The organism is Streptomyces sp. CA-249302, assembly GCF_050936785.1.
GTDB lineage: Bacteria > Actinomycetota > Actinomycetes > Streptomycetales > Streptomycetaceae > Streptomyces.
The window spans coordinates 5921570-5937141 of sequence record NZ_JBNJMG010000001.1; the positions used below are offsets into that span (position 1 = coordinate 5921570).

Below are 15572 nucleotides of genomic sequence, written 5' to 3' on the forward strand. Positions count from 1 at the left end.
ATGTCCACCCGGCCCTTGCGCCTCGCGGTGCTCACCACCTGCGGCAACGACAGCAGGTCCGGTCCCCTGGTCGCCCAGTGGTTCGTCCGCGAGGCCGAGCAGTACGGCGACTTCGAGGTCGACGTGGTCGACCTGGTCACGGCCGAACTGCCCGTCATGATCACCCGGCCGCCGAACGAGGAGGCGGAGCGGCAGCTGTCCTCCGTCACCCCGCGACTGGCCGCCGCCGACGCCTTCGTCGTCGTGACCCCCGAGTACAACCGCGCCTACCCGGCCGTCCTCAAGAGCGCCATCGACTGGCACGTCGCCGAGTGGCGCGCCAAGCCGATCGGCTTCGTGTCCTACGGCGGCCGGTCCGGCGGCCTGCGCGCCATCGAGCAGCTCCACCCGGTCTTCGCCGAACTGCACGCGGTCACCCTGCGGGACTCGGTCAGCTTCATGGACGTATGGGACCAGTTCGGTTCCGACGGACTGCCCAAGGACGGCCCCGGGTGCAGCGGGGCGGCCAAGGTCATGCTCGACCAGCTCAAGTGGTGGGCGGCCTCGCTCCACGACGCCCGGCTGAGTCGCCCCTACCGGGTCTGAACCCCCCTCACCCACGGAGACCGATCGATGCGCGTCCTGATCACGACGATGCCCGCACCCACCCACCTCACCCCGAACGTGCCCCTCGCCTGGGCCCTGCACAACGCCGGGCACGAGGTGCGGGTGGCGAGCCACCCCAGCATGGTCGAGCACATCAACGCGGCCGGGCTGACCGCCGTACCGGCCGGCGAGAACGTGAACATCCCCGCCGCAGTCCAGGCCACCGGCCAGGACGAGCGGCTGGAGCGGATCACCGAGGCCCTCGCCCTGGGCACCGACGACGCCGACAAGCGCGGCCACATCCGCAACTTCGTCCTCGCGGCCTTCACCCTCTACTACTCCCAGGAGCCGGTCGGCGCGGGCGGCCAGGCCTTCGCCGACGACCTGATCGCCCACGCCCGCGCCTGGCAGCCCGACCTGGTGCTGTGGGACCCGCTGGTGCTGGCCTCGCCGCTGGCGGCCCGCGCCTGCGGGGCCGCGCACGCCCGGGTGCTGTGGGGCCTGGACCGCATGGGCTGGCTGCGCCGCCGGTTCCTCGACGCGCTGGCCGACCCGGCCTCGGGCGTCGACGAGGACCTCGTACGACAGGTGATGCAGCCGACGCTCGACCGGCTCGGGCAGGAGTTCGACGAGGAGCTGCTGACCGGGCAGTGGACCGTCGACCTCATGCCGCCCCGGCTGTCGGCGACCGAGGCGACCGGCCTGCGCACCATCAACCTGCGCCGGGTCCCCTACGCCGGTCCGGCCGTCGTACCCGACTGGCTGAGCACCCCGCCCGAGCGCCCCCGGATCTGCCTCACCCTGGGCGCCAGCGGGCGCACCTTCTTCCAGGAGAACCACGGCGTCTCGATCGCCGCGCTCCTGGAGACGCTCGGCGACCTCGACGTCGAGGTCGTCGCGACCTTCAACTCCGTACAGCTCGACAAGGCCGGCACGGTGCCCGCCAACGTCCGTACGGTCGACTACATCCCGCTCGGCGAGCTGCTGCCGACCTGCTCGGCGATCATCCACCACGGGGGCGGCGGCACCTACGCGGCCGCGGCCGCGCACAAGGTCCCGCAGATCGTCATCCCCAAGCACTTCGGGGACTTCCTGGACAACGCCCGGTACGTCGCCGAGCGCGGCGCGGGCGTCCTGGTGGACCGGGAGACGACCACCATGGACGAGCTGAAGAAGCAGATCCTCCGGGTCCTCACCGAGCCGTCGTTCCAGGACGGCGCCGCCGACCTGTACGAGGAGGCGCTCGGCACGCCGGGCCCGGCCGAGATCGTCCCGGTCCTGGAGCGGCTCGCCCGCGAACACCGGTCCCGGTCCGCGGCCGTCGCGTGACCCGCCCGTTCTGACGAAGGAGCACCGCATGCCCACGCCCGAAGCAACCCTCGTACGCGCGCAGGCCGGTCCCGCGGAGGACCGGCGCGCACTGGTGGAGGCGGCCCGCGCCGTCTTCGCCCGCGACGGCTGGACCCACAGCACCCTGGAGGCCGTCGCCGAGACGGCCGGCCTCGAAACCGAGCTGGTGGGGCACTACTTCAAGGACAAGGACCAGCTGCTGCTGTCCGTCCTGCTGGACAGCGCAGCCTCGCTGTCGGCCGCCCTGACGGTCATCGCGGAGAGCCACCTGGCCGAGATCACCGACCTGGAGCAGGACCTGGTCGCACTCGGCCGGGCCTGGCTGACGCCGCTGGCCACGTTCCCCGAGCACTTCGCCATCGTGCGCCATCTGCAGGCCGAGTCGGCCCGGCTGCCGGCCGGTCTGCTGGAGATGTGGCAGACCGCCGGGCCCCGGCAGGCCCAGCGGGAACTGGCCCGCCGCCTCCAGCGCGTCGCCGACCGCGGACTGCTCGACATCGCCGACGCCGACTGCGCCGCGGGCCGCTTCATCCAGCTCGTCGCCGGCGGGGTGGTCGCGCGCTCCTTCCACGGCGCCGTGCCGCTCGCCGAGTACGAGACCGAACAGCTCATCAGCACCGGCGTGGCGGACTTCATCCGCCTCTACCGCCCCGACGCGGGCCGCTGACCCGAGAACGGAAGAGAGAAGACATGCACAGCACCCTCATCGTGGCGCGCATGGACCTGGCGTCCAGCGCCGAAGTCGGCCGCCTGTTCGCCGAGTTCGACCGGACGGACATGCCCCACCGCATGGGCACCCGCCGCCGCCAGCTGTTCGCGTACAACGGCCTGTACTTCCACCTCCAGGACTTCGACACGGACAACGGCGGCGAGCTGATCGAGGAGGCCAAGACCGATCCCCGGTTCGTCGGGATCAGCCAGGACCTCAAGCCGTTCATCGAGGCCTACGACCCGGTCACCTGGCAGTCCCCGAAGGACGCGATGGCCACCCGCTTCTACAACTGGTCGGCCGCCCAGTGACGCCGCCGACGCCCGACACGAAGGGAGGCCACCTCCAGTGAGCCGTCGCGTTGTCATCACCGGGGTCGGCGTGCTGGCGCCGGGCGGCATCGGTGCCAAGAACTTCTGGAGCCTGCTGAGCGAGGGGCGCACGGCGACCCGTGGCATCACCTTCTTCGACCCCTCCTCGTTCCGCTCGCAGGTGGCGGCGGAGGCCGACTTCGACCCCGAACTGCACGGACTGACCGCGCAGGAGATACGCCGGATGGACCGGGCGGCCCAGTTCGGGGTCGTCGCCGCCCGCGAGGCGCTGGCCGACAGCGGGCTGGCCCTGGCCGGCTTCGACCCGCACCGCACGGGCGTCACCATCGGCAGCGCCGTCGGCGCGACCACCGGACTCGACGAGGAGTACCGGGTCGTCAGCGACGACGGCCGGCTCGACCTGGTCGACCACACCTACGCGCCCCCACACCTCTACAACTACTTCGTGCCCAGCTCCTTCTCGGCCGAGGTGGCCTGGGCGGTCGGCGCCGAGGGCCCGGCCACGGTGGTCTCCACCGGCTGCACCTCCGGTCTCGACTCCGTCGGCCACGCCGTGGAGCTGATCCGCGAGGGCAGCACCGACGTCATGATCGCCGGCGCCACCGACGCCCCGATCTCGCCGATCACCATGGCGTGCTTCGACGCGATCAAGGCGACCACCCCGCGCAACGACGATCCCGAGCACGCCTCCCGCCCCTTCGACGGCACCCGCAACGGGTTCGTCCTCGGCGAGGGCGCCGCCGTCTTCGTACTGGAGGAACTGGAGAGCGCGACCAGGCGCGGGGCCCACATCTACGCCGAGATCGCCGGGTACGCCTCCCGCTGCAACGCCTTCCACATGACGGGGCTGCGGCCCGACGGCCGGGAGATGGCCGAGGCGATCCGGGTGGCGCTGGCCGAGGCGCGGATGAACCCCGAGTCCATCGACTACATCAACGCCCACGGCTCCGGCACCAAGCAGAACGACCGCCACGAGACGGCGGCGTTCAAGCTCAGCCTCGGCGACCACGCCCACCGCACGCCGGTCAGCTCCATCAAGTCGATGGTCGGGCACTCGCTCGGCGCGATCGGCTCGATCGAGATCGCCGCGTCGGTGCTGGCGATGGAGAACAACGTGGTGCCGCCCACCGCGAACCTGCACACCCCCGACCCGGAGTGCGACCTCGACTACGTCCCGGTCACCGCGCGCGAGCACCGCACCGACGCGGTGCTGACGGTCGGCAGCGGCTTCGGCGGGTTCCAGAGCGCGATGGTGCTGGCCCGTCCGGAAAGGAGCGCGGCATGACCGCCAGGGCAGTGATCACCGGCATCGGCGTCGCCACCGCCAACGGCCTCGGCGTGGACGACTTCTGGGCCGCGACCCGCGTCGGCAAGAACGCGATCGGTCCCGTCACCCGCTTCGACGCCTCCTCCTACCCGGCCCGACTGGCCGGGGAGATCGACGGCTTCGAGGCCGCGGACCACCTGCCCAGCAGGCTGCTCCCGCAGACCGACCGGATGACCCGGCTCGCGCTGGTCGCCGCGGACTGCGCCTTCGAGGACGCCGACGTGCGGCCCGGGGACATCCCCGAGTTCGACATGGGCGTGGTCACCGCGTCGACCTCCGGCGGCTTCGAGTTCGGCCAGAACGAGCTGAAGAAGCTGTGGAGCCAGGGCAGCCAGTACGTCAGCGCGTACCAGTCCTTCGCCTGGTTCTACGCCGTCAACAGCGGCCAGATCTCCATCCGCAACGGGATGCGCGGCCCCAGCGGGGTCGTCGTCAGCGACCACGCGGGCGGCCTCGACGCGATCGCCCAGGCGCGGAGGCAGATCCGCAAGGGCAGCAAGCTGATCTTCTCCGGCGGCTTCGACGCCTCGATCTGCCCCTGGGGCTGGGTCGCGCAGATCGCCGGCGGCCGCCTCTCCACCCGGACCGACCCCGAGCGCGCCTACCTGCCGTTCGACGCGGACGCCAACGGCTATGTGCCGGGCGAGGGCGGGGCGCTGCTCATCCTGGAGGACGAGCACACCGCCCGCGAGCGCGGTGCCCGCACGCTCTACGGCGAGATCGCGGGTTACGGCGCCACGTTCGACCCCAAGCCGGGCAGCGGCCGTGAGCCCGGGCTGCGCCGCGCCGTCGAGGTGGCGCTGGCCGACGCCCGCGTGACGGCCGCGGACGTGGACGTCGTCTTCGCCGACGGCGCCGGCACACCCGACCTGGACCGCGCCGAGGCCGACGCGATCACCGCGGTCTTCGGCCCCGGTGGCGTCCCGGTCACCGCGCCGAAGACGATGATCGGCCGGCTCTACTCCGGCGCCGCCCCGGTCGACGTGGTCTCCGCGGTGCTCGCCATCCGCGAGGGCATCATCCCGCCCACCACCAACGTGGAGTGCGCGCCGGGCTACGACATCGACCTGGTCGTCGGACAGCCGCGGGCCGCGTCGGTCCGCACGGCACTCGTCCTCGCCCGCGGATACGGCGGCTACAACTCCGCCGTGGTGGTCCGCGAGGTCGACTGACCGCAGCCCGGCCGCCCCTACCCGAAGTGCCCGTCGCCACCCGGCGGCGGGCACTCGTCATGCAGCACATCGGCGCGCCCCTCGGCGCGAGACAAGGAAGGCACACCCATGTCCGAGCGGACCTTCACCATCGAGGACCTCAAGCGCATTCTCCTGGAGGGCGCCGGTGCCGAGGAGGGCGTGGACCTCGACGGCGACATCCTCGACACGGAGTTCGAGGAGCTGGGCTACGAGTCGCTGGCCCTGCTGGAGACCGGCGGCCGGATAGAGCGCGAGTACGGCATAGCGCTGGACGACGACGTCTTCACCGACAACCGCACCCCACGCTCCCTGGTCACCGCCATCAACACCCAGCTCGAAACCCTCGTCGCCCCCTGACCCCCGGGCTCCGGCCCCTCCCCGCGCGGCCGCCGTGGTCCCCCGCACGGCGGCCGCGCCCTTTCCGCGCGCCCTCAAGTCCTCACGTCCTCACCAGCCTTTGGAGAAGTCACCCATGTCGCAGCAGGACAAGCGGGTCGCCCTCGTCACCGGCGCCACCAGCGGGATCGGCCTCGCCGCCGCCCGGCTGCTGGCCGGCCAGGGCCACCAGGTGTTCATCGGCGCACGCGACGCCGAGAACGTCGCCGAGACCGTCAAGCAGCTCCAGGGCGAAGGCCTGGACGTCGACGGCACCACCCTCGACGTGCGCTCCGACGACAGCGTCCTGGCCTTCGTACGGGCCGCCGTCGACCGCTTCGGCACCGTCGACGTGCTGGTCAACAACGCGGGCCGCAGCGGCGGCGGCGTCACCGCCGACATCCCCGCCGAGCTGTGGCACGACGTCATCGACACCAACCTCAACAGCGTCTTCCGCGTGACCCGGGAAGTCCTCAACACCGGCGGCATGCGCCACAAGAGCCGCGGCCGGATCATCAACATCGCCTCCACGGCGGGCAAGCAGGGTGTGGTGCTGGGCGCGCCCTACTCGGCGTCCAAGCACGGTGTCGTCGGTTTCACCAAGGCGCTGGGCAACGAGCTCGCCCCGACCGGCATCACCGTCAACGCGGTCTGCCCCGGATACGTCGAGACGCCCATGGCCCAGCGCGTCCGCCAGGGCTACGCGGCCGCCTACGACAGCACCGAGGAGCAGATCCTCGCGAAGTTCCAGGCGAAGATCCCGCTCGGCCGCTATTCGACGCCGGAGGAGGTGGCCGGCCTGGTCGGCTACCTGGCCTCGGACACCGCCGCTTCCATCACCGCGCAGGCCCTGAACGTCTGCGGCGGTCTCGGCAACTTCTGAGCCTACGGCTGTCCCAAGTCCCTTGTTTCTGAGGAGAGTTCACGATGACCATCCGTGAGGTCGAGCACGCGATCACTGCCTCGGCGCCGGCCGGGGCCGTCTACCGGCTGATCGCCGAGGTCCGCAACTGGCCGCGGATCTTCCCGCCGACCATCTACGTCGACCAGGTCGAACAGGACGGCGACAGCGAGCGTATCCGTATCTGGGCGACCGCCAACGGCGAGGCCAAGAACTGGACCTCGCGCCGCACCCTGGACCCCGAGGGGCTGCGGATCACCTTCCGTCAGGAGGTCAGCACGCCGCCGGTGGCGGCGATGGGCGGCACCTGGATCATCGAGCCGCTCTCACCGGGCGAGTCCCGGGTGCGGCTGCTGCACGACTACCGTGCCATCGGCGACGACCCCGAGGGGCTGGCCTGGATCGAGGAGGCCGTCGACCGCAACTCCCGCTCGGAGCTGGCGGCTTTGAAGCAGAACGTCGAACTCGCGCACGCGGCGGAGGATGTGACCTTCTCCTTCGAGGACACCGTGCACGTCGCGGGCTCGGCCAAGGACGTCTACGACTTCATCAACGAGGCCGGCCGGTGGTCCGAGCGGCTGCCGCACGTGGCGACGGTGCGGCTTCAGGAGGACACCCCGGGGCTGCAGTCGCTGGAGATGGACACCCGTGCGAAGGACGGTTCGACGCACACCACGAAGTCGTACCGGGTGACCTTCCCGCATCAGAAGATCGCCTACAAGCAGGTCACGCTGCCCGCGCTGATGACCCTGCACACCGGCTACTGGACGTTCGCCGACACCGCCGACGGTGTGGCCGCGTCCTCGCAGCACACCGTGACCATCAACACCGCGAACATCGCGAAGATCCTGGGTGCGGACGCCACCGTCGAGGACGCGAAGACCTTCGTACGGGACGCCCTGAGCACCAACAGCCGCGCCACCCTCGGCCACGCCAAGGACTACGCGGAAGCCAGGGCCTGACCATGGCTCAGGACTGCATCACCACCCAGGTGGTCGTGGTCGGCGCGGGTCCGGTCGGGCTGATGCTCGCCGGTGAGCTGCGGCTCGGCGGCGCGGACGTCGTGGTCCTGGAGCAGCTCGACGCGCCGACCACGGAGTCCCGGGCGTCCACCCTGCACGCCCGCACCATGGAGATCCTCGACGGCCGCGGCCTGCTGGACCCGCTGGGCGAGATCCCGGCCGAGCCGCGCGGCCACTTCGGCGGACTCGCGCTCGACTTGACCTTGCCCAGCCCGTATCCCGGCCAGTGGAAGGTCCCGCAGACCCGCCTCGAGGAACTGCTCGGGGAGTGGGCCGCCCGCCTCGGCGCCGACGTCCGGCGCGGCCACCGGCTCACCGGAGTGACGGTCACCGACAAAGGCGTCGAGGCCGAGGTGCTCGGCCCGGACGGGCGGACGGCGCTCTTCCGGGCCGCCCACCTGGTGGGCTGCGACGGCGAGGACAGTGCCGTGCGCCGGCTGGGCGGCTTCGACTTCCCCGGCACCGACGCCGCACGCGAGCTGCTGCGCGCCGACGTGGCGGGCATCGACGTACCCAACCGGCGGTTCGAGCGGCTGCCGGCCGGACTCGCCATCGCCGCCCGGCGTCCCGACGGCGTGACCCGGGTGATGGTGCACGAGTTCGGCGCCCGACCGCGCCCCGGGCAACCGGAGTTCACCGATGTCGTGGACGCGTGGCAGCGGGTCACGGGCGAGGACATCGGCGCCGGCACACCGCTGTGGGTGAACTCCTTCGGCGACGCGTCGCGGCAGGCCACCGCCTACCGGCGCGGACCCCTGCTGCTGGCCGGCGACGCCGCCCACCGGCAGATGCCGATCGGCGGCCAGGCCCTCAACCTGGGGCTCCAGGACGCCGTCAACCTGGGCTGGAAGCTGGCCGCCCAGGTCACCGGGCGGGCCTCCGAGGACCTGCTGGACAGCTACCACGCCGAACGGCACCCGGTCGGCGCCCGGGTCCTCGGCAACATCGCCGCCCAGGCCCGGCTGCTGCTCGGCGGCACCGAGGTGAACGCCCTGCGCGAGGTGCTGGCCGAGCTGATCCCGCTGGAGAACGTGCGCACCCGGCTGGCCGGCATGATCTCCGGCCTCGACATCGCTTACGGCACGGACCGCGGGCATCGGCTGCCGCCCCGCGAGGTCACCGTCGACGGCAGCCCTGTCGGCACCACCGAACTGCTGCGCTCCGGACAGGGCTTGCTGGTGCTGCCGCCCGGCGACACCGCGCTGCGCGCCGCCGCCGCGCCCTGGGCGGAGCTGGTGCGCCTCGCGGACGGCGGTCCCGAGGACACCGACGCCCTGCTCGTACGGCCCGACGGCTATGTGGCCTGGGCCGGGACCTCGGCATCGGAAGCCACCGGCGCACTGCGGCGCTGGTTCGGCGAGCCGGCGTCCGTAACCGCGATCGCGACTCCGAAGAACCGGAAGAAGGACATGGACGGACTCACGGGCAAGACGGTGTTGGTGACGGGTTCGAGTCGGGGGATGGGCCGGGCGTCGGCTGTGCGGCTGGCTCGGGAGGGTGCGTTGGTCGCGGTCCATTACGGCAGTGGCAAGGAGGCGGCGCGGGAGGTCGTCGAGGAGATCGAGCGGGATGGCGGCCGTGCGTTCGCGGTGCGGGCCGAGCTGGGTGTGGCGGGTGATGTGCATGAGTTGTTCCTGGAGTTGGAGGAGGGGCTGCGGGAGCGCACCGGTTCGCCTGCGCTGGACATTCTGGTGAACAACGCCGGGGTGATGGGCGGGGTGAAGCCGGAGGACACCACGCCGGAGGCGTTCGACCGGATCATGGCGGTGAATGCGAAGGCGCCGTTCTTCCTGGTCCAGCGGGCGTTGCGGCATATGCGTGATGGTGGCCGGATCATCAACATCACGTCGGGGCTGACGCGGGTGGCGAACCCGGACGAGATCGCGTACGCGATGAGCAAGGGCGCACTCGACCAGCTCGCCCTGCACTTCGCGAAGTACCTCGGCCCCCGCGGGATCACGGTCAACAGTGTCGCGCCGGGCATCACGCGTAATGACAACCCGGTGTTCGGGATGCCTGAGGTGGTTGAGCAGATGGCGCGGTTGTCGGCGTTGGGCCGGGTCGGTGAGCCGGAGGACATCGCGGATGTCGTGGCCTTCCTGGCTTCCGATGACGCCCGTTGGGTCACGGGGTCCTTCGTGGACGCCACCGGCGGCACCCTCCTCGGCTGAGCCGCGCGGTCGGCCCCTCACTCCAAGGACTCCAGATGACCACCGAAGCGACAACCGCCGAGCCGCCCGACCCCGCCAGCCTCGCGGCGCTCACCGCCGAGGAGCGGTGGCGGACCCTCGACCGGTACATCCGCGAAGAGATCGGCCGGCTCCTCGGCATCGCGGCGGAACGCGTCGACGCCACCGGCCGCACCATGTACAGCCTCGGCATCGGGTCGATCGCCGGGCTCGAGCTCCAGTACCGACTGGAGGCGGCCCTGCGCGTCTCCATCGACCTGCAGCGGCTGCTGCGGGCCAACAGCGCGGCCGAGCTGATCGACTGCCTGGCGGGACAACTCGGCCCGGACGGCGCCCATCACCGGTCTGCGATACCGGTATGACGGCGCCGGTCGCCCCACCGGCGCCCCACGGCACGGCACTGCCGTCGCCGGTGTTCACCGTCTCGTCCGGCCGGCTCGACCTGTGGCTGATCCGCAGTCCCGCCGGTGGTGACGTGAGTGCCCTCGACCTGTCCGGGCTCGACGACACGGAGCGGTCGAAGGCCGAGGCCTTCCTGCGCCCGGCCGACGGGCTGCTCTACGCGAGCGCCCACATCGCGCTGCGTCGCCTGCTGGGCCGCTACACCGGACGGCGCCCCGAGGAGGTGCGGTTCGGGTGCGAACCGTGCCCCGGCTGCGGGGAACCGCACGGCCGCCCGGTCATGACGGACGCCCCGTACCCCCTGCACTTCTCGCTCTCCCACAGCTCCGGCGTGGCCCTGGTCGGCGTGGCCGCCGTGCCCGTCGGCGTGGACGTGGAGAAGCTGCCGGGCCAGGAGCGGGTCGAGGTCTGCGCGCAGGCGCTGCACCCGGGCGAACGCGCCGAACTCGCCGCGGCCCACGCCGCCGACCGGCCGGGCCTGTTCGGGCGGCTCTGGACCCGCAAGGAGGCCTACCTCAAGGGTCTCGGGACGGGCCTGAGCCGCAGCCTTGCCGCCGACTACCTGGGCCTGCGCGCCGAACTGCACCCGGCCGGGTGGACGGTGCTCGACCTGCCCTGTTTCCCGACCCACGCGGCCGCGGCCGCCGTACACAGCAGCGCGCCCGCCGAGGCCCGGGTGCGCTGTGTGCCGGAGCGCTGGCTGGACGCCTCGGACGCCTGGCTGACGCAGGACGCCCCGCAGTCGGTGCGGGTGGACCTGGGCGCGGGTGCTCCGGCCACCTCCGCGGCGGTCCTCCCGGCCCGCCTCACGAGTCCGGCCCGCCTCGCGAGTGACGGAGAGGACGCGCCCGGATGAACGGAAAGGACGTACTCGTATGACCTGTACCGCCTTCGTCTTCTCCGGCCTGGGCCCCTACCGCGTGGGCCTGGCGGAGTCCCTGCTCGCGCACCGGCCCGGCCTGGCCGCGACGTACTACCGCGCGGCCGACGACCTGCTCGGCATCCCGCTGACCCGGCTGTGCCGGGAGGGCCCCGCCCACCACTTCGCCGATCCGGCGGTCGCCCATCCGGCGGCCTTCGTGACCGGCCTCGCGGCCCTGGAGGTGCTGGGCGCCGAAGGGGTGCGGCCCGACCTCGTCGCGGGGCACGGCCTGGGGGAGTACACCGCCCTGGTGGCCGCGGGCGTCCTGGACTGGGTCGACGCGCTGTTGCTGGTGCGGCTGCACGCCGAGCTCGTGGCCACCGCCGACGACCGGGTGCCGGGCGCCATGGCCGTGGTCGAGGGACTCGACGCGGCCACGGTGGAACGCCTGTGCGCCGAGTCCACGGCGGCCGGCCGGCGCGTGGAGATCGCCTGTGAGAACGGCCCCGGGCACACCGTGGTGTCCGGCGAGGTGGCCGGCGTGCACCGGCTGGCGCGGACCGCCGGGGCGGCCGGCGCGACGCGCACGGAGCGGCTGCCCGTCGGCGGGCCGTTCCACTCCGGCCTCCTCGGCGGGTTCACGGCGGAGTTCGCCGAGGCGCTCCTGGAGACCGAGTTCCACGACCCGGACCTGCCCGTCGTCTCCAGCGTCACCGCCCGGCCGGTGACCGACGCGGCCGGGGCCGTCGTGGCCCTGCGCGATCAACTCACCGCACCCGTGCGGTGGACGGACACCGTGCGGCGGCTGGTGGCCCTGGGCGCCGGGCGGTTCGTGGAGGCCGGCCCCGGACCCGTGCTGGCCGGGTCGATCCGCCGTACCGCCCCCGGCGCCGACGTCCAGGTGACCGGCACCGCCGCCGGGCTGCGCCTGGCGCCGGCCGCGGCGCCCGCAGCCATCCCTGTCTGAACCCCGTGGAGGACCGCATGCCCGACGCGACCGAGACCATACGGAACCGCATAGACGAACTGACCGACCGCAAGCGCGCCGCGCAGGACGGCCCGAGCCCCGCCGCCACCGAAACCCAGCACGCCAAGGGCAAGTTGACCGCCCACGAGCGGATCGCGCTGCTGCTGGACAAGGGGTCGTTCAACGAGGTGGAGCCGCTGCGCCGGCACCGGGCGACCGGCTTCGGCCTGGAGGACAGGAAGCCCTACGGCGACGGCGTCGTCACCGGCTGGGGCACCGTCCACGGCCGCACGGTCTTCGTCTACGCCCATGACTTCCGGGTGTTCGGCGGAGCACTCGGCGAGGCGCACGCCCAGAAGATCCACAAGATCATGGACCTGGCCGAGGCGGCCGGCGCGCCCCTGGTGTCGCTCAACGACGGCGCCGGCGCCCGCATCCAGGAGGGCGTCACCGCGCTCGCCGGTTACGGCGGCATCTTCCGGCGCAACACCAAGGCCTCCGGCGTCATCCCGCAGATCTCGGTGATGCTCGGCCCGTGCGCCGGCGGCGCGGCCTACTCGCCCGCCCTCACCGACTTCGTCTTCATGGTCCGCGAGACCTCGCAGATGTTCATCACCGGGCCGGACGTCGTCAAGGCCGTCACCGGCGAGGAGATCACCCAGAACGGGCTGGGCGGCGCCGACGTGCACGCCGGCACCTCGGGCGTGGCCCACTTCGCCTACGACGACGAGGAGCACTGCCTCGACGACGTGCGCTACCTGCTGTCGCTGCTGCCCTCCAACAACCGTGAACTGGCGCCCGTCGAGCGCTCCGGCGACCCCGCGGACCGGCTCAACGACCGGCTCCTGGACCTGGTGCCGACCGAGCCGGGACAGGCGTACGACATCCGCGCGGTGATCGAGGAGATCGTCGACGACGGCGAGTACTTCGAGGTCCACCCGGCCTGGGCGACCAACATCGTCTGCGCGCTGACCCGGTTCGACGGCCAGGTGGCCGGCATCGTCGCCAACCAGCCCGCCAGCATGGCCGGCGTGCTGGACATCGAGGCGTCCGAGAAGGCCGCCCGGTTCGTGCAGTTCTGCGACGCGTTCAACATCCCGCTGGTCACCCTGGTCGACGTGCCCGGATTCCTGCCGGGCGTGGACCAGGAGCACAACGGCATCATCCGGCGCGGGGCCAAGCTGCTCTTCGCGTACTGCAACGCGACCGTCCCGCGGATCTCCCTGGTGCTGCGCAAGGCGTACGGCGGCGCGTACATCGTCATGGACTCCCGCTCCATCGGCGCCGACCTGTCCCTGGCCTGGCCCACCAACGAGATCGCGGTGATGGGCGCCGAGGGCGCCGCGAACGTCGTCTTCCGGCGGGAGATCAACGCGGCCGAGGACCCGGAGGCGGTACGGGCGGAGCGCATCGCCGAGTACAAGTCCGAGCTGATGCACCCCTATTACGCCGCCGAACGCGGACTCGTCGACGACGTCATCGACCCGCGCGAGACCCGCTCGGTGCTGATCCGGTCGCTGGAGATGCTCCGCGCCAAACACGCCGACCTGCCGTCGCGCAAGCACGGCAACCCCCCGCAGTGACCACCGTGAGGACACCGCCCGTGACCAGCCCCGCCACCGAACCGGCCGACGCCATCCGCGTCGAGCGCGGCAAGCCCACCGACGAGGAACTCGCCGCGCTCGCCCTGGTGTTGATGGCCCGCTCCTGCGGCGCCACCGGCGAGGAGGAGCCGACGCACTGCCCGACCGCCCCCTGGCAGGTGCCGGGCCACCGGGTCGCCCGCAGCTGGCGGGCCGACCCCGCGGCCGCGCGGCGGTCGTGAAACCGAGTGAGGAGTGAACGACGTGACGACCGTGGCATCGCACCACACCGTCCCCGCCCCGGCCGTGCCGGACCCGGCCGCCGTGCGCGCCCTGGCCGACGAGCTCGCGGCCCTGCGCCGCGAGGTGCGCGACCTGCGCGACCGCGCCGAGATCAGTGAACTGGTCGGCCGTTACACGGTCCTGCTGGACACCCAGGACGAGGACGGCTTCGACGGGAGCTGGCCGGCCACCGTCTTCACCGACGACGTGCTGCTGCACTTCCCCATCGGCGTCCACGAGGGCGTCGAGGGCGTCGCCGAGTTCCACCACCGGGCCAAGCTGCGCTTCGACCGCACCATCCACCTGAGCTCGAACCACGAGGTCCGGCTGGACGGCGACCGGGCCCGGGTGCGCTGCCACATGCACGCCACGCACGTGCACCACCCCGCGCCGGGTGCGCCGGACCGGATCGGCGCGCTGTTCACGATCGGCGGCCACGGCGAGGGCGAGGCCGTCCGCACGCCCCGGGGCTGGCGGATCCGGGAGTGGGGATTCCACCTCGCCTGGGCCGACGGACCCGGTCCGGACGGCACTCCGGTGCTGTGAGCGGGCCCTCCGCCGTCGCCGCCCCCACTGCCCCGACCGTTCGCGACATCGTCCTCGACGCCGACGGCGTCCGGCTCTCCGGGCTGCTCGCCGAGCCGGCCGGGCATCCGCCGCGCGCCGTGGTGGTCGCCGTGCACGGCAGCGGCATGCGGGCCGGCTACTTCGACAGCCGGGCCTGCGCGGGGCTGTCGCTGCTGGCCACCGGGGCCGGGCTCGGCTACACCGTGCTCTCCGTGGACCGCCCCGGCTACGGCCTGTCGGCGGACCGGCTGCCGGAGGGGCTGCCACTGGCCGAGCAGGCGCGCGTCCTGCACGCCGCGCTGGCCTCCTTCGCCGCCGCACATCCCGTCGGTGCCGGGTTCTTCGTCGTCGGCCACTCCAACGGCGGCAAGCTGGCGCTGGCCACCGCCGCCCACGAGGACGGCGGCGGGCTGCTCGGGGTGGACGTCTCCGGGATCGGCACCCGGCTCGCCGTCACCTCCGACCAGCTGCCCGGGCTCGCCGGGCACGGCGACTGGCGGCGGCACTGGGGCGCCCTGCGGCTGTATCCGCCGGACGCCTTCCGGCTCGGCCGCGCGCTGGTGTCGGCCGTCCCCGCCGCCGAGGTGCGGGAGGCAGCGGCCTGGCCGCGTGCGTACCCGTCGCTCGCCGCCCGGATCCGGATCCCGGTCCGGTTCACCTTCGCCGAGCAGGAGCGCTGGTGGCGCTTCGACGAGGACGCCCTCGCCGAGCTGCGCCGCCCGCTGGCCGCGCCGAAGGTGACAGTCGATCAACTGCCCGACGCCGGCCACAACATCAGCCTCGGCTGGGCGGCCCGCACCTACCACCTGCGGGTCCTGGGCTTCCTGGAGGAATGCCTCCTGGCCCACGACGCGGCCCCACCCGCCCTCCGCGCACCCGCGGCCGCCCGCGCCGAGAAGGCCTAGCAGAAGAGCCGGCAGCAGAGC

General features: G+C 72.7%; 17 protein-coding genes. All 17 read left to right on the forward strand.

Annotation, left to right across the window (positions count from 1 at the left end; genetic code table 11):
• The 17 genes from ACQEWB_RS26650 (at position 1) to ACQEWB_RS26730 (ending at position 15551) form a co-directional block, all read left to right on the forward strand.
• The gene (locus ACQEWB_RS26650; RefSeq protein WP_432835177.1) at positions 1-585 is read left to right on the forward strand and encodes an NADPH-dependent FMN reductase; all 585 of its coding nucleotides are present in this window, start codon (positions 1-3) and stop codon (positions 583-585) included.
• Between the two features lie 27 nt (positions 586-612).
• Complete coding sequence (locus ACQEWB_RS26655) at positions 613-1914, forward strand: activator-dependent family glycosyltransferase (protein ID WP_432835179.1); 1302 nt, start codon at positions 613-615, stop codon at positions 1912-1914.
• A 28-nt stretch (positions 1915-1942) separates the two neighbouring features.
• Positions 1943-2602 carry a TetR/AcrR family transcriptional regulator C-terminal domain-containing protein gene (locus ACQEWB_RS26660; RefSeq protein WP_432835181.1) on the forward strand — a complete coding sequence of 220 codons (660 nt, stop codon included), beginning with the start codon at positions 1943-1945 and terminating at the stop codon, positions 2600-2602.
• Positions 2603-2625: 23 nt separating this feature from the next.
• A complete protein-coding gene (locus ACQEWB_RS26665; RefSeq protein WP_432835183.1) occupies positions 2626-2955 on the forward strand; it encodes a TcmI family type II polyketide cyclase in 330 nt (109 codons plus the stop codon).
• A gap of 37 nt (positions 2956-2992) precedes the next feature.
• Positions 2993-4261 (forward strand): beta-ketoacyl-[acyl-carrier-protein] synthase family protein, encoded by a 1269-nt coding sequence (locus ACQEWB_RS26670; protein ID WP_432835185.1) that lies wholly within the window; start codon positions 2993-2995, stop codon positions 4259-4261.
• Positions 4258-5475, forward strand: coding sequence for a ketosynthase chain-length factor (locus tag ACQEWB_RS26675; protein WP_432835187.1), 1218 nt, complete (start codon positions 4258-4260; stop codon positions 5473-5475). Before ACQEWB_RS26670 ends, ACQEWB_RS26675 begins: the two co-directional genes overlap by 4 nt.
• 108 nt (positions 5476-5583) lie before the next feature.
• On the forward strand, positions 5584-5853 hold the full coding sequence (locus tag ACQEWB_RS26680) for an acyl carrier protein (RefSeq protein WP_432835189.1): 270 nt from the start codon (positions 5584-5586) through the stop codon (positions 5851-5853).
• A gap of 115 nt (positions 5854-5968) precedes the next feature.
• A complete protein-coding gene (gene fabG, locus ACQEWB_RS26685; protein WP_432835191.1) occupies positions 5969-6754 on the forward strand; it encodes a 3-oxoacyl-ACP reductase FabG in 786 nt (261 codons plus the stop codon).
• A 44-nt stretch (positions 6755-6798) separates the two neighbouring features.
• Positions 6799-7734: an aromatase/cyclase gene (locus tag ACQEWB_RS26690; protein WP_432835193.1), complete on the forward strand. Its 936-nt coding sequence runs from the start codon at positions 6799-6801 to the stop codon at positions 7732-7734.
• Positions 7735-7736: 2 nt separating this feature from the next.
• Entirely contained in the window at positions 7737-9965 is a 2229-nt protein-coding gene (locus tag ACQEWB_RS26695) for an SDR family oxidoreductase (RefSeq protein ID WP_432835195.1), read from the forward strand.
• A gap of 35 nt (positions 9966-10000) precedes the next feature.
• Positions 10001-10345 carry an acyl carrier protein gene (locus ACQEWB_RS26700; RefSeq protein ID WP_432835197.1) on the forward strand — a complete coding sequence of 115 codons (345 nt, stop codon included), beginning with the start codon at positions 10001-10003 and terminating at the stop codon, positions 10343-10345.
• Positions 10342-11241 (forward strand): 4'-phosphopantetheinyl transferase family protein, encoded by a 900-nt coding sequence (locus tag ACQEWB_RS26705; protein ID WP_432835199.1) that lies wholly within the window; start codon positions 10342-10344, stop codon positions 11239-11241. Before ACQEWB_RS26700 ends, ACQEWB_RS26705 begins: the two co-directional genes overlap by 4 nt.
• A gap of 19 nt (positions 11242-11260) precedes the next feature.
• Complete coding sequence (locus tag ACQEWB_RS26710) at positions 11261-12214, forward strand: ACP S-malonyltransferase (RefSeq protein WP_432835201.1); 954 nt, start codon at positions 11261-11263, stop codon at positions 12212-12214.
• A gap of 17 nt (positions 12215-12231) precedes the next feature.
• Positions 12232-13797 (forward strand): acyl-CoA carboxylase subunit beta, encoded by a 1566-nt coding sequence (locus tag ACQEWB_RS26715; protein WP_432835203.1) that lies wholly within the window; start codon positions 12232-12234, stop codon positions 13795-13797.
• Positions 13798-13817: 20 nt separating this feature from the next.
• Positions 13818-14039, forward strand: a complete 222-nt coding sequence (locus ACQEWB_RS26720; RefSeq protein ID WP_432835205.1) for an acyl-CoA carboxylase epsilon subunit — start codon at positions 13818-13820, stop codon at positions 14037-14039.
• 22 nt (positions 14040-14061) lie between these two features.
• A complete protein-coding gene (locus tag ACQEWB_RS26725; RefSeq protein WP_432835207.1) occupies positions 14062-14625 on the forward strand; it encodes a nuclear transport factor 2 family protein in 564 nt (187 codons plus the stop codon).
• On the forward strand, positions 14622-15551 hold the full coding sequence (locus tag ACQEWB_RS26730) for an alpha/beta hydrolase family protein (protein WP_432835209.1): 930 nt from the start codon (positions 14622-14624) through the stop codon (positions 15549-15551). The genes ACQEWB_RS26725 and ACQEWB_RS26730 overlap by 4 nt, the downstream gene beginning before the upstream one ends.
• Positions 15552-15572: the final 21 nt, after the last annotated feature.

What these genes read in the sequence shown, in the direction of transcription:
- ACQEWB_RS26650 (WP_432835177.1), top strand. Translation starts at nt 1, where the DNA reads ATGTCCACCCGGCCCTTGCGCCTCGCGGTGCTCACCACCTGCGGCAAC.
- ACQEWB_RS26655 (WP_432835179.1), top strand. Translation starts at nt 613, where the DNA reads ATGCGCGTCCTGATCACGACGATGCCCGCACCCACCCACCTCACCCCG.
- ACQEWB_RS26660 (WP_432835181.1), top strand. Translation starts at nt 1,943, where the DNA reads ATGCCCACGCCCGAAGCAACCCTCGTACGCGCGCAGGCCGGTCCCGCG.
- ACQEWB_RS26665 (WP_432835183.1), top strand. Translation starts at nt 2,626, where the DNA reads ATGCACAGCACCCTCATCGTGGCGCGCATGGACCTGGCGTCCAGCGCC.
- ACQEWB_RS26675 (WP_432835187.1), top strand. Translation starts at nt 4,258, where the DNA reads ATGACCGCCAGGGCAGTGATCACCGGCATCGGCGTCGCCACCGCCAAC.
- ACQEWB_RS26680 (WP_432835189.1), top strand. Translation starts at nt 5,584, where the DNA reads ATGTCCGAGCGGACCTTCACCATCGAGGACCTCAAGCGCATTCTCCTG.
- fabG (WP_432835191.1), top strand. Translation starts at nt 5,969, where the DNA reads ATGTCGCAGCAGGACAAGCGGGTCGCCCTCGTCACCGGCGCCACCAGC.
- ACQEWB_RS26690 (WP_432835193.1), top strand. Translation starts at nt 6,799, where the DNA reads ATGACCATCCGTGAGGTCGAGCACGCGATCACTGCCTCGGCGCCGGCC.
- ACQEWB_RS26695 (WP_432835195.1), top strand. Translation starts at nt 7,737, where the DNA reads ATGGCTCAGGACTGCATCACCACCCAGGTGGTCGTGGTCGGCGCGGGT.
- ACQEWB_RS26700 (WP_432835197.1), top strand. Translation starts at nt 10,001, where the DNA reads ATGACCACCGAAGCGACAACCGCCGAGCCGCCCGACCCCGCCAGCCTC.
- ACQEWB_RS26705 (WP_432835199.1), top strand. Translation starts at nt 10,342, where the DNA reads ATGACGGCGCCGGTCGCCCCACCGGCGCCCCACGGCACGGCACTGCCG.
- ACQEWB_RS26710 (WP_432835201.1), top strand. Translation starts at nt 11,261, where the DNA reads ATGACCTGTACCGCCTTCGTCTTCTCCGGCCTGGGCCCCTACCGCGTG.
- ACQEWB_RS26715 (WP_432835203.1), top strand. Translation starts at nt 12,232, where the DNA reads ATGCCCGACGCGACCGAGACCATACGGAACCGCATAGACGAACTGACC.